Consider the following 14,428-nt stretch of genomic DNA (forward strand, 5'->3'; position numbering starts at 1 on the left):
GATGTTGTTTCCATACGCCATCGACGAAAAATACAAAACTAAGGTCGCCTACTTCTCAATGGAGTTTGCGATACATCAGGCTCTAAAAATATACTCCGGCGGGCTTGGCTTTTTAGCTGGAAGTCATATGCGAAGCGTGTATGATCTCAAGCAAAATGTGATTGGCGTCGGAATTTTATGGAGCTACGGCTACTACGATCAGCAACGACGCGAAGATCGCAGTATGGAGGTGCATTTTAGACGCAAGCACTACTCCTTTTTAGAGGATACGGGCATTGTGGCGCAGATCGTCGTCAATAAAGCGCCAATCCTCGTAAAAGCCTATCTGTTGAAAGCCGAAGTGTTTAACTCCGCGCCTATCTTTTTGCTTAGCACCGATATTCCCGAAAACGACTTTCTCGCCCGCACGATCACGCATAAGCTCTACGACGCGGGCGAGGAGACGAGAATCGCGCAGGAGATCGTGCTTGGCTTGGGAGGCGCGAAGATATTGGAGGCGGCGGGCGAGATTCCGCATATCTATCACATGAACGAAGGACACGCTCTGCCGATGACCTTCTATCTGTATAACAAATTTGACCGCGATATAGCCAAAGTTAATAAACGCGTCGTCTTTACGACGCATACTCCCGAAAAAGCGGGCAACGAGGAGCACGACGTCGATCTGCTCGAACGCATGGGATTCTTTGGCGAAATAAGCAAGGAGGAGGCGCAGCAGATCACAAAGCAGCCAAAAAAACGTTTCAGCCTTACCGTCGGCGCGTTGCACATGGCGAAAACGACCAACGCGGTTTCCAAAATTCACGCCGACGTTTCAAACGATATGTGGAAGGAACACATCTCGCAGGATAATCCGATCATCGCGATCACGAACGCGCAAAACCGCCGCTTTTGGGCGGATAAAACGCTGTTAAGGGCATACGAGGAGAGCGAGGATTATCAGATCATAGCGCGCAAAAAACACCTCAAAAGACTTCTTTTTGACGAGGTGGCGGATCAAACGGGCAAACTATTCGACCCGAACGTCCTGACGATTGTTTGGGCGCGTCGTTTTGTGGAGTATAAGCGCGCTAGATTGATCGCGCATAACATCGAGCGTTTTAGGTATCTGGTCTCCCGCGACGAAAAACCGGTGCAGATTATCTGGGCGGGCAAACCGCACCCCGCGGATAGCAACTCTATCAACCTTTTCAACGAGATTGTCTATCTCAGTAAAGAGTATAAACGTTGCGCTATTTTGGTCGGCTACGAGCTTAATCTCTCGCGTCGGTTAAAACAGGGGAGCGATATATGGCTTAACACGCCGCGCATCACTCGCGAGGCGAGCGGAACGAGCGGTATGACGGCTAGCATGAACGGTAGTTTGCACCTGTCTATTCCCGACGGCTGGCACCCCGAATTTTCCGTTCATAGGCGCAACAGCTTTTCTCTTCCGCCCGTCGATCCGAAACTGCCGACGGAGGAGCAGGACTATATCGACAACAAAAATCTGATGGATATGATCGAAGACGAGATTATTCCGCTCTATTACGATCATCCCGAAGAGTGGATAAGAATGATCCGAACATGTATCGGCGACATTATTCCGGCGTTTGACTCCGGACGAATGGCGAACGAGTATTACAACAAGCTCTACGGTCGCGAGCTTGAAACGTGAGATAACTATAAGGAGTAGCCATGAAAGCGGTTGTAATGGCGGGAGGATTCGGAACGAGAATCGCGCCGCTAACAAATTCAAGACCTAAACCGACGCTTCCGGTCGCCAATCGTCCGATGATGGAATATATTATTACGCAGCTTCGCGACATAGGCATACGGGAGTTTGTCGTGCTGCTCTATTTTAAGCCTGAAATAATCAAAGGCTATTTCGGCGACGGAAGCAAACTAGGCATAAAAATAGATTACATTCTGCCCGACGACGATTACGGCACGGCGGGCGCGGTTAAAAAAGCCGAAGCGCTGTTGCTGGGCGAACCGTTTATTATCGCCAGCGGCGATCTGGTAACGGACTTTGATTTCAAGAAGATCGTCGCTTTTCACGAGAGTAATCGCTCAAAGCTGACGATCACGCTTACCAGCGTCGCCGATCCGTTGCAGTTTGGCGTGGTGATCGCGGATAAAAAAGGGCAGATTAAGCGGTTTTTAGAAAAACCGGGTTGGGGCGAATTGTTTAGCGACACGATCAACACGGGGATCTATGTGCTAGAACCGGAGATTTTGTCCTATATTCCCGAAAATACCAACTACGATTTTTCTAAAGACCTATTTCCAAAACTGATGAACGAGGGCATAGCGCTCTGGGGCTACGACGCGCAAGGGTATTGGCGCGACGTGGGCAATCCGCTAAGTTACCGCGAGGCTATGGAGGATATTCTAAACAAGCGCGTATCTATTCCGATCGCGGGCAAACGGATTAAAGTCGGCGACGGCGTGGCGTTTGTCGGCGAGGGAACGGAGCTGCCAAAAGGCGTAAGCGTGGAGGGCATGGCGGCGATCGGCGATAACGTCGGGATCGCCAAAGACGCCGTTATACGCAACGCGATCATCGGAGATAATTGCGTTATAGGCGCCAAAACGTTGCTTGAAAACTGCACGCTTTGGAACAACGTAAAAATCGGCGAGGGGTGTCGCCTTAAAAACTCCGTGTTCTGTAACGACGTAATAATCGGCGACAAAACGACGGCGAACTACGGCGCGATCATAGCCGAAGAGTGCGAGATCGGCTCTAACGTCCATATAGAAAAAGACGTGATCATCTGGCCAAAAAAAGAGGTGGAAAACGGCGCGATCATCTCAAACAACATCGCGTGGGGCGACAAATACAAAAAGGCGCTGTTCGAGGGCGGTCAGGTCAAAGGATACACCAACGTCGAGCTTAGTTGCGAAACGGCTACGAAGCTCGCCAGCGCGTTTGCAAGCACGTTGCCCGTGCATTCGCGCGTCTATATCAGCCGCGACTATCACCGCGCGTCGAGAATGTTAAAACGCGCGTTTATGTCCGGCATGATGAGCGCGGGCGTAAATATACTTAATCCGCATTTTGTCCCTTCCGCCGTTTTGCGCCACAGCCTTAGCAAGCACCAAGAGATTATCGCGGGCGTGCATTTCAGGCAGTCTGAAAATTACGGGCAGAAAACGGAGATACTCTTTTACGACGAGTTGGGTCTGCCGATAAACACCAACGCGGAAAAGAACGTGGAACGGATTTTTTTCAGGGAAAACTTCCGCAGAGTGGGCAACGACGAGCTAGGCAATATCTACGAGGCGCAGGCGATGAACGGCGAATATCTAGCGGCGTTTGCCGAAACGATCGACACGGAAGCGCTCGGCGCGGCGAAACCGAAGATCGCCGTCGATCTGCTCTTTGGCAACACTTCGATGGTGTATCCCGCCGCGCTTAACAATCTTGGTCTTGAAAATATAATGCTCGACGCCTATTTCGACGATCGCAAGCTCTCGCGCCTCTCGTCCTATGTCGATAGCGCGCGTTTTAATATCTCGCAGATCGTTAAAAGTCTAAAATTGACGGCGGGATTTTTGATCTATCCGCACGGGCAACGGCTTGAGATTTTTACCGACGAAGGTAAAATTTTGGAAGGGCACGAGGCGTTGCTCGTTTTACTTCAGCTGCTTAACGCCGTAGGAAAACCGGAGGAAAAGATCAAAATATATCTGCCCGTATTCGCGCCCGACGTGCTAGATGGCAAACTGACCAATTTGGCGATTACGCGCGGCAAGATGCATAACCTCAACTCCGATACGCTACGCGGCTACGACGTAATCGCGACGCTCGACTGCGAGTACGCCTTCACAAGATTTGGGCTTAGCTTTGACGCGATGTATTCCAGCGCGAAGATCGTAGAGCTGTTGGCGAAAACGAACGAAACGTTAAGCAACCTTGTCGTGCAAAACGGCAGATACCACTTCGCGCATCAGCAGATACCGTGCGACATTTCGCTCAAGGGGACGATGATGCGCAAATTCAGCGAGGAGGCGATGGGCAAAGAGGTCAGTTTCGCCGACGGCGTGAAGATAATAAACGAAGACGGGTTTATCGTTATGATTCCCGATCAATACGAGGAGGCGATCCATCTGTATATCCAAGCTAAAAACGAGGATTCGGGCAACAGAACGCTTAACGAATACGCCGCGAAAATCTCGAAATGGAAACAGGGCGAGCAGTCGTGAAGAAAATTTGCCCCGCCTTTTTGTGGCATATGCACCAACCGTGGTATCGCGACGAGCGAAGCGGGGACTTTCTAATGCCTTGGGTGTTTTTGCACGCGATCAAAGACTACGCCGAACTGCCTTGGATACAGAGCCGTTATCCGGATATCCACGCCACGTATAATCTCGTGCCGTCGCTTATGACGCAGCTTGAGGCGTATGTGAAAAACGGGTGGCAAGACGATAGGTTTTTAGCGTTATTTGCTAAAGAGGCTCGCGAGCTTAACGAAGACGAGAGAGCCGATCTGTTGGAGAAAGGCTTTTTCGCCAATCCGCGCACGATGATCGCCCCCCTTTGGAGATTTAGCGAACTGCACCAAAAACGCGCTCGTTTTCACTCGCCTAACGAGTCGATCCGCCACTTCGACGACGACGAGCTAACCGATCTCTCCGTCGTCTTTTTGCTAAGCTGGTGCGGCAATCAGCTAAGGCGGACAAACGCGCTCGTTAAAAGTTTGATAGCCAAAGGCTCAGGCTTTAGTCAGCTTGAAAAGACCGAGCTGTTAGAGACGTTGATTACCTATTGCGGCGAGATTTTACGGGCGTATAAAACTATGCAAGAGCAAGGTAAGATCGCCGTTTTCACCACGCCGTTTTACCACCCGATACTGCCGCTTTTGCTAGATATGAACTCCGCGAAAGCCAGCGACGCAAATATCGCCGCGCCGAATAAATGGAGCGATTTTAGCGACGACGCGGAGCTTCACGTGCAAAGCGCTATCGAGTGGTACGAGGCAAATTTCGGCGCGAAACCGCAGGGCTTTTGGCCTGCCGAGGGATCGGTAAGCGTCGAGGCGTTGAATCTTTTAGCCAAGCACGGCGTTAAATTTGCCTGCACCGACGAGGACGTGCTGTTCAAAAGCCTGCCTAACCCGCACTACCGCGTCGATCTATACAAGCGCTACTTTCTGAAAACCGAAAACGGCGAGATAGGGTTACTCTTTCGCGACAAGGCTTTAAGCGATCTGATCGGATTTAACTACTCCAGCATGGACGCGCAGGCGGCTGCGGACGATTTTATGTCCAAATTAAAGGGCATATACGATCTCGTGGATTTCGACGCGATCGTGCCGATATTTTTAGACGGAGAAAACGCTTGGGAGTTCTACGAGAACAACGCCTTTGATTTTTTTAACGCGCTTTACGAACGCATTAGCGTCGCCGATTGGTGCCAAACGGTAACGATTCCGGAAGCTTTTCGGCTAGACGCCGCGCCAAAGATCGAGTTGCAGGCGTTGCAGCCGGGCAGTTGGATTTACGGATCGTTTAGCACGTGGATGGGGCATAGCGAAAAAAATCGCGCTTGGGAGTTGTTGGCGCAAACGCGCGAAGCGGCGAAGCCGTATCTTGACGATCTCGACGAAAAAACCAAAGCGCTGGCGATAAAAGAGCTTATGATCGCCGAAGGATCGGACTGGTTTTGGTGGTATGGCGACGATCACTATACGCCGCTCGCCAGCCAATTTGACGAAATTTTTAGAAGCCATCTTGTTCAGGTTTACAGGCTTTTGGGGCAGAAACCCCATCCTGCTCTAAGCGAGCCTATTAAGCGCGTTAGAGAAGCGGTCGATCAGATTGCGCAAAGCGCGCCGATCTTCCCCTCGATCGACGGGCGCAAGAGTAGCTACTACGAGTGGATCGGGGCGGGCAGTCTGGATCTAAGTCGAGTTTTTTCCGCTATGGACAGCTCCGCCGCGCCGTTTAAGACCTTGCAATACGGGACGGACGGGAAGTTTTACTACTTTTCGTTAAAAGGCAACCTAGAACCTATAAAAACGGGCGGATACGAGCTTGCGATCGAAACGCAGGGCGCGTTTATCTATAACCGCCGTTTGCGTTTAAGCGGCGAGATTCTACGCGGACCTTATCAGAGCGAGGGAATCAAAGCGGCGTTCGGTTCTAATCTGGAAATCGCGCTATACGCGCCGCTAACAAGGCAAGACGATCGCTTGGAGATCGCGTTTTTGCTATACAAGCAGGACACGCTTATTCAGCGCATTCCGTTATACAACACGCTTACGCTTGGCATGCCCGATCTCGACGCGGAATGGTATATATGACGAGCAAAACCGCATTGCTGCTTGGCGTTCACTCCCACCAGCCCGTCGATAATTTTGATCATGTCGTGCTGGAGGCGATCGATAAGTCATACGCCCCGTTTTTCAAAACGCTGAATAAATACCCCGACTTTAAGTTTAACGCGCATTTTAGCGGCTGGCTTTTGGAGTTTATCCAAAAACGCGATAAAGAGCTTTTTAACCTTATGCGATCGATGAGCGAGCGCGGACAGATAGAGTGGTTTGGCGGCGGTTATTACGAGCCGATTTTGGCGTCGATCCCCTCTTGCGATCGTATCTCGCAGATCGATAAGCTAAGCGATTTTATTGAAAAAAACTTTTTTCAACGACCAAGGGGGCTATGGCTTACCGAGCGAGTGTGGGACGTTTCCATCGTAGGCGATCTAACAAAACGCGGTATTGAATACGCGATTGTGGACGACTATCATCTGCTGTGCGCGGGCGCTTCCAATGATAGGTTAAACGGCTGGTATAAGACGGAAAGCGGGGGCGAAACGCTCGGAGTTTTTCCCATTAGTCAGGCGCTTCGCTATCAGGCGCCGTTTTGGGAACATCATGTCGTCGTTGAAAATATCGCCAAAATCGGCGGCGCGGCGATTTTGTTTGACGACGGGGAGAAATTTGGTTCGTGGCCCGGCACGCACGAGTGGGTCTATGAAAAAGGGTGGCTGGAAAGTTTCGTTAAAGCCGTTTTGGAATGCGAAACGATCAAGACCGAGCGTTACGGGGAGTATAAAGCGCGCGTCGCGCCGCTAGGATTGGTTTACCTGCCCGAAGTTTCATACGCGGAGATGGGCGAGTGGAGTCTTAACCCGCGAGAGGCTATCCGTTTGGAGGAGATAAAAAACCGGCTAGGCGAAGAAGATCGCCGTTTTATACGCGGCGCGACATGGAAAAACTTTCTCGTCAAATACGAGGAGAGCGCTAGAATCCACCGCCGAACGCTTGCGCTTTCCGCGAAAAACCCGCGAAACGACGAGGAGTTTCAAGAGGCGCTTCTCAAAGCGCAATGCAACGACTGCCTGTGGCACGGTATATTCGGCGGTTTGTATCTGCCTAATTTAAGAGATACCGCTTGGCGCTATATAATCGCCGCGGAAAACGCGCTGAAGCCCAAAAACGGTTTTTACTACGAGGATTGGAACTTAGACGGTTATCTCGAAACCAAGATCGTAACCGATTCGCTGATCGTCGACTTTCAGACAAAGGGCGCGGCGCTAATCGGGCTGCATATTAGATCGGCTAATTTTAACCTGCTCGACACGCTTACGCGCCGCTTTGAAGCCTATCACGGCAAAATCAAGGCGGACAAGAGCCAAAAAGAGGGGCAAAGCGGCGCTAAAACCATTCACGACGCGCAGACGCTAAGCGCGGACGAGGAGGCGCTAAAACATCTTGTCGTCGATCGCTATGTTCGCGCCGGTTTTATCGACCATATAATCGAGGGCGAGTTTAATTTAGACGGCTTCTTTTCGCAAAATTTCATAGAAACCGAAACGCTAGCCAACGCGATATATAGCGTTAAAGGCGCGCAAAACGAGGTATTTTTTTCAAGCGATCGCGTCGATAAAACGATTACCGTTAGAGACGAAGCGATAACCGTTTCAACCAAAATTAAGCAAAACGCCCGCTACGCCCAAGAGCATAACTTTCATTTTGCCGATCTATCGCGCGTAACGATCGGCGGCGAACGCGCGGATAGGTCGATCGCTTTTGCGGCGGCGAATAGGTTGGAGCTTTACGATCCCTATCTAAATATAACGATCGCGCTTGCGTCCAATCGCGATTTCATAGCTTTGGCGCATCCGCTATACACGGTTAGCCAGAGCGAGAGCGGCGTGGATTTGACCTGTCAAGGGATCGCGATCGCGCTTGATTTTGGCGAGATCGAAGTCGGCGCGGCGATTGACGCGACATTGAAAATTAAGGAAAATATATGAACGAATTTCGCCATCAGCCGCTTTACGACGAGTGGGTAGTTATCGCGCCTAACCGCGTGCGAAAACCGCTAAACAAATCCGAGCCGCCGCCGCAAACGCAGATAAACGATCCGTTTATGACGGGATCGGAAAACAAAACGCCTAACGAAATCTACGCGATCCGAGAAAATCCGTCGATTGCCGCGAGCTGGAGAACGCGGGTTTTTCCAAACAAATTTCCTCTATTAGCGCTAGAGACCCCGCCCGTTTTGTCTATGAATGGCGTTTACTCCTCGATCGGCGGTTTTGGCGCGCACGAAATGATTGTCGATCAGCAAAAGCCCAACAAACATCTCTGTCTTTTTAGCGCCGAAGAGTTTAGAGATCTTATGCTCACCTTCCGCGATCGCTTTAGCGCGCTTTACCAAGATCAGCGAATCGGGTCGGTAACGGCGTTTAAAAATCAGGGGATAAGAGCGGGCAACTTCATAAGGCATAGTCATTCTCAGATTGTCGCGCTTCCGTTTATAGCGCCTAAGCTCGCCAAGCAGATCGAAACCTCCAGAGAGCATTACAACCGCGTCGGGCGATGCCTGTTGTGCGATCAGATCGCCGGCGAGGAGAACGAGAAATCGCGCGTTTTGGTTCGCAGCCGTTACTTTATCGCTTTCGCGCCGTTCGCGGCGCGCTATGAGTTTGAAACGTGGATCGCGCCGATCGTGCATAACAGCGCCTTCACGCAGCTAACCAAAGACGCGCTAAACGATCTAGGCGAAACGCTGGAATGGTGCGCGAAACGGTTAGGGATCGCTATGGAAAATCCCGATATAAATTTGGCGCTATTCACCGAGCCGCCAAAGCGCAACCATCGCAAAGCCGATTATTTTCATCATATCGATCGTTTTTTTCATTGGCATATCGAGCTGTTGCCGCGATCGAGAGCCAGCGACGGATTCGAGCTTTCAAGCGGCTGCTCGATCAATTCAATCGCGCCGGAAACCTGCGCATCGTATTTAAAAGAGATCGTTATATAAACGTCAAGAAAGGAACAACATGAGCGAGAATGAAAACCCGCTAACTAGACTTGATCAATCTCCCGTATCAAGCGGCGAGGGGATAACCGTCGTCGCGCCGGAGGCGAAATCGGGGGATATAGTTATCGCGGATCGCTACTACGAAAACAAGCTCGTTCTGCTGCCCGTCAACGCCGGAACGCAGCATTTTTATTGGGAGATTGGCGACGAGCTTTTAGAGCGCAAGATAGTAAACCGCGAAGACGGCGCGCAACTGATTATTCGGCTATATTACATCGTCGGCGATAGAAAACAAGAGGTCGAAAGCGTTTATAGCCATTCGCCAAGCGGCAACTACTATGCCTATCACACGCCAAATACGTTAGAGATGGAAGCGCAAATGTTCGTTTCCGACAAAAACGGCGAACGCGAACTTATGATCTCTAATCGTATCTCTACTCCTTCGTCCGGAATGCACTCTAGCCCTTGGGAGATATGGATGACCAAAAACGGCGCTAAACAAAAGCTCGAATCCCGCCCAAGCGAATTAGAGGCGCAAGGCGCGCTTGCCAATTTGTCGAGTTTAGACATCGTCGTAAAAGAGGAGAAACTCAAAGCTAGGATCGGCGATATGTCGCTAAATCTGCCCTCTAGCTCTTTGGGCGAAAGCTCGTCTATTAGCTGGCGGCAGTTTAGCGGCGGCGACGCGAAGGATCGATAGATGAAAGGCTATTTTGCATTGGCGCTTCACTCGCACCTGCCGTTTGTGAAGCATCCCGAACACGAGTATTTTCTCGAAGAGCATTGGCTATTTGAGGCGCTAATCGAAAGCTATCTGCCGCTACTGATGAATCTAGATCGGCTTCAAAACGAGGGGATAAAAACGCGCTTAACGGTATCGCTGACTCCTACGTTATGCGAGATGCTAGCCGATTTCAATCTGCGCGAAAAATTCGCCTCTCACTTGGACAAGCTCATAGAGTTAAGCCGCAAAGAGTGCGAAAGACTTGAAAACGATCCCGTTTATAAGGAGGTCGCCTATTTTTACCGCGATCGCCTAGAAAGCATAAAACGTTTTTTCAAGGACAGTTTAGGTTCTAACGCGCTAAACGGCTATCGCAAGTTTATGCAAGCGGGCATGATCGAGATTATTACCTGCGGCGCGACGCACGGATTTTTTCCGCTTCTTAGCGTAAACGAACAGGCGGTGCGCGTGCAGCTGCGCGTGGCGGTTCAAACGCACGAAAAACATTTCGGCGTAAAGCCAAAGGGTATTTGGCTGCCCGAATGCGCCTATTACGAAGGGGCGGACAAACTGCTCGCCGAAGTTGGGGTAGAGTTTTTTTATTTAGAGTCGCACGGGCTGATTTACGGTCGCCCGACTCCGCGATTTGGTCTATACGCTCCGGTTTTTACGCCAAGCGGCGCGGCTGCTTTCGGGCGCGATCCAGAAAGCTCGCGGCAGGTGTGGAGTAGTATAAGCGGCTATCCGGGCGATCCCGATTACCGCGATTTTTACCGCGATATAGGCTACGATTTAGATTACGAGTATATCAAGCCCTATATCTGCCCCGACGGAACGCGCGTTTTTACGGGACTTAAATATCACCGCATAACTGGCGGGGGCGATTACAAAGAGGTCTATGCGCCGCGCAACGCCGCCGCGAAGGCAAAAGAACACGCTGAAAACTTTCATTTCAACCGCTTAAAACAGGTCGAACATCTATCGGCGTTTATGGATCGCCCGCCGATTATCGTGTCGCCATACGACGCGGAGCTATTTGGACATTGGTGGTTTGAGGGACCGGAGTTTATCTACCATCTTTTCAAGACGATCGCGGAACACGGCGAGATCGAACCGATTACGCCGAGCGAATATCTTGAAATCCATCAAACCAATCAGATGATTCATCCAAGCCCCTCTAGCTGGGGCAAAGACGGCTATTTCGACGTCTGGATCAACCCGCAAAACGATTGGATCTATCGTCATCTGCACAATATGGCGGATACAATGCAAGAGCTTGCGCGGCGTTTCGCGGAAGAGACTAATCCGCTTATTCGCAGATTGTTAGATCAGATGAACCGCGAACTGCTACTGGCGCAGGCGAGCGATTGGGCGTTCTTGATCACGGCGGGAACGGCGGTAGAATATGCCGTCAAACGCACAAAAACGCATATCGCCGACTTTAATAAGCTGCTTTCCATGATCGACGCTTCGATCGACGAAGAGTATCTAAGCGCGCTAGAAAGAAGGGATTCTATATTCCAAAATACTCATTTTGACGTTTGGAATTAAATGAAGCTGGTTTTTGATATTGGCGGCACGCGTTTAAGGCGCGGCGTGCTGGACGATCGCGGCGCGTTTGTCCTGCTAGATAGCCGCCCAAACGCGGGCAATTTAAAAACCGCGCTGGAAGCGCTGATAGCCGAAACGCTTGCCGAATACCCGATTGGTTTTATCGGCGCTAGCATAGCCGCCCAAACGCGACGAAACAAAATCGCGTCCGCGCCCAATATGGAGCTTGGCGCGTTAAAAGACGAAGATTTTTCGGTATGGATCAAAAGGCGCTTTTCTGTAAACGCCGCGATCGACAACGATCTAAAATGCGTCGCGCTCGCCGAAGCCGCCGCAAGGTCAAACGTAGCGTCGCTTTTTGCGTTATTTATCGGAACGGGTATCGGCGGAGCGTATGTCGAAAACGGCGCGCTGATTCGCGGCGCGGATAACAACGCGGGCGAGATCGGGCATATCCCGTTTGAAAAAGCTCCGTTTCTATGCGGTTGCGGAGGCGCGGAGTGTTTAGAATTAAGCGCGAGCGGAAGCGGTTTGGCAAAATGGAGCGAATATTACGGGTTGAAAGAGCAAAAGCTAAGCGATTTAATCGAATCGACAGATCCGAAAGCCTCCGAAATTGTCGATCGTTTTTATCGCGGAGTCGATCGCGCTATTAAGACAATCGCCGCGCTTTTTAACCCGCGCGTTATAGCGCTTGGCGGCGGCGCGGTTATGGCTAACGAAAGCGTATTATTGCGCGCTAAAGAGGCGCTAAAAAGCGCCTTTGCGCCCTGCGCCAATATCGCGATCGGGCTATCGTCGCTAGGCGATAAAGCCAATCTGCTCGGCGCGTCGTTTCTGGATTCTTAACGCCGATCGCGACAGACGCGAATTTAAACGTTTGCTCTTTCGCGCGCGTCGGATAGAGCGCGCCCGTTCTTTTATCGCCGCTAAAACTTTTTTGACCCGCTTATGTTTTGACGCGCGGTTAATTACCGATTTTCGGTTTTTGTCATAACTTTAACGATTCGCGCGCTTTACTAGCGTCTGTCGCGGCGTTTTCTAATCGGCTAACCTAGCCGTCCCCCGCTAAAGTCGCGGCTTTCGTTAAGAAAAATGAAGCTAAACCTTTATTTTTCGGCGGTTTAGCCGCGTAGTAAAATAGTTCGCGACGGCGATTACAAACCGCCTAAAATTATCCCGTTTAGCGTCGAAGCGCGACGACGACAATTATTTACGCCCTATCGCCCGTTTGCGGTTAGCTTGCTTAAGCGCCGCCATGTCTGTTTCAGAGTTTTTCAACGTCTTCTTTGGATAATCCCGATACGTCGGCGATCTGGTCTATGGTTAGGAGACCCGATATTTTAAGGCTTTTAGCGACCTCGGCTATTCCCTCCGCTTTTGCGCTTTGCATGCCGCTGATAATATCCAGCAGACCCTTCTCGCGCATTCTGTAAAGACCCATATCCTTTTCGTTTTTAGCAAGGCTCTCTAATTTCGCCTCCGCTTCCGCAATAATCGCGTCCATTTCCAGCGCCTCCTTTAACGCTTCCGGCTTTGTATTCTTGTCTAAGAACAACAGCCAGCGATGGAGCGGATTGTCGATATCCGCTTTTTGCTTTCGGAACTTTACCATATCCAAAAAATGGATTTCAAGCTCTCCCGTCAAGACATAATCCTTATGCTCGTCCTCTCTTATATGAAAACTGGTATGAAAAGCGTCCAACTCTTTTATAAACTCATAGTTTAGAATGTTGATCGTTATCGCTTTTTGTAAAACGTCGTAACTCTTTCCCTTGCTGAAGTTCTTGACGTATAGCCTGCTCCAATAGAAAAGGCTTCGTTTCGCCATATCGCCGGCATTAATCAGCTGAACCTCGATATTGATCTTATCGCCTTTATCGGTTACGGCGAGGACGTCTAGGTAGTTGCCTTTGTCGGCTATATATTCGGGCGGTATCTCTTTATCGTTGTCGACGTTTAGGGATACAATATTGCCGCCGCCCGTTTTTGCCAACACGGCGTTTACAAACGCCAATAGCCATTTTTCATCCTCTTGTTCGCCTATAACCCGCTTAAATACATAGTCGTTGAGCGGGTTTATGCGCTCGGCGATCTCCGCTAACGGCTCTCGCGTTTCGTTCATTGCGCGTTCCTTTGTTTGATCGCGCCCATTTATTACAAGAGGCTAAGAGATTAACGATTGTAAGGAGAGGGGAGGCGCCCCGCCGCCGTTTTTAGGTCGATTTCGATCGCTTCCAAGACGCTCCAAGATCGTCTCCTTTATACGCGGCTTCGGAGCGATCGCGCCTCTTAAAGCGCCGCCGCTCGTATTCTCTTCTTTGCGGATTAAATTACGCGCGAACGCTTTTTTATAGACGCGGCGGGAGCCGTAAAGCCGTTTTATGCGGCGGTTAGCTCGCGCAGTTTTGCTAAAACCGCCTCGCTATGTCCCGTTACGCCTACCTTTTGCCAAATGAAAGCTACTTTGCCTTGCGGATCGATTAGATAGGTCGTTCGCTCCACGCCCATATATTTGCGCCCGTACATCGACTTTTCCTTCCATACGCCGTAGGCTTCCAGCGCCGTTTTCTCAACGTCGCTTAGTAGCGTATGCGCTAGGTTTTGTTTAGCGACAAAACTTTGATGGCTTTTGACGTTGTCGGGGCTAACGCCGATCACAAACGCGCCAAGTTTTTCAAACTCGCTCAAATTCGCCGTAAAATCGCACGCCTCTTTCGTGCAACCGCTTGTGTTATCTTTAGGGTAAAAATATAAAACTACCCATTTGCCTTTGAGATCGCGCAAACTTATCTCTACGCCGTCCTGATTGGGCAGGCTAAACTCGCTCGCAAATGAACCAATCGCCGTCATTTATAATCCTTTTTTTGTAACAATCACGACAAATATTGACAT

General features: G+C 50.5%; 10 protein-coding genes. 8 read left to right on the plus strand and 2 right to left on the minus strand.

The annotated features are described in order from the left end of the window. Position 1 precedes the first annotated feature (1 nt). From glgP to LBF86_05565, 8 genes are read left to right on the plus strand one after another with little or no spacing between them, the layout of a single operon-like run. Positions 2-1,657, plus strand: a complete 1,656-nt coding sequence (glgP, locus tag LBF86_05530; protein ID MDR0664966.1) for an alpha-glucan family phosphorylase — start codon at positions 2-4, stop codon at positions 1,655-1,657. A gap of 20 nt (positions 1,658-1,677) precedes the next feature. Continuing rightward, complete coding sequence (locus tag LBF86_05535; GenBank protein ID MDR0664967.1) at positions 1,678-4,188, plus strand: NTP transferase domain-containing protein; 2,511 nt, start codon at positions 1,678-1,680, stop codon at positions 4,186-4,188. Continuing rightward, complete coding sequence (locus LBF86_05540) at positions 4,185-6,287, plus strand: glycoside hydrolase (GenBank protein MDR0664968.1); 2,103 nt, start codon at positions 4,185-4,187, stop codon at positions 6,285-6,287. Before LBF86_05535 ends, LBF86_05540 begins: the two co-directional genes overlap by 4 nt. Then, entirely contained in the window at positions 6,275-8,245 is a 1,971-nt protein-coding gene (locus LBF86_05545; GenBank protein ID MDR0664969.1) for a DUF1926 domain-containing protein, read from the plus strand. Before LBF86_05540 ends, LBF86_05545 begins: the two co-directional genes overlap by 13 nt. Beyond that, positions 8,242-9,258 carry a hypothetical protein gene (locus tag LBF86_05550; GenBank protein ID MDR0664970.1) on the plus strand — a complete coding sequence of 339 codons (1,017 nt, stop codon included), beginning with the start codon at positions 8,242-8,244 and terminating at the stop codon, positions 9,256-9,258. Before LBF86_05545 ends, LBF86_05550 begins: the two co-directional genes overlap by 4 nt. 19 nt (positions 9,259-9,277) lie before the next feature. Then, positions 9,278-9,958: a DUF4912 domain-containing protein gene (locus tag LBF86_05555; protein ID MDR0664971.1), complete on the plus strand. Its 681-nt coding sequence runs from the start codon at positions 9,278-9,280 to the stop codon at positions 9,956-9,958. Continuing rightward, a complete protein-coding gene (locus LBF86_05560; protein MDR0664972.1) occupies positions 9,959-11,533 on the plus strand; it encodes a DUF1957 domain-containing protein in 1,575 nt (524 codons plus the stop codon). Continuing rightward, a complete protein-coding gene (locus LBF86_05565; GenBank protein MDR0664973.1) occupies positions 11,534-12,382 on the plus strand; it encodes an ROK family protein in 849 nt (282 codons plus the stop codon). A gap of 418 nt (positions 12,383-12,800) precedes the next feature. Here LBF86_05565 and LBF86_05570 read toward each other — a convergent pair whose 3' ends face one another. Beyond that, complete coding sequence (locus LBF86_05570) at positions 12,801-13,658, minus strand: Rpn family recombination-promoting nuclease/putative transposase (GenBank protein MDR0664974.1); 858 nt, start codon at positions 13,656-13,658, stop codon at positions 12,801-12,803. Between the two features lie 257 nt (positions 13,659-13,915). Beyond that, entirely contained in the window at positions 13,916-14,386 is a 471-nt protein-coding gene (bcp, locus tag LBF86_05575) for a thioredoxin-dependent thiol peroxidase (GenBank protein MDR0664975.1), read from the minus strand. Between the last annotated feature and the right edge of the window lie 42 nt (positions 14,387-14,428).

The sequence above is a fragment of the Helicobacteraceae bacterium genome, assembly GCA_031258155.1.
Lineage (GTDB): Bacteria > Campylobacterota > Campylobacteria > Campylobacterales > SZUA-545 > JAIRNH01.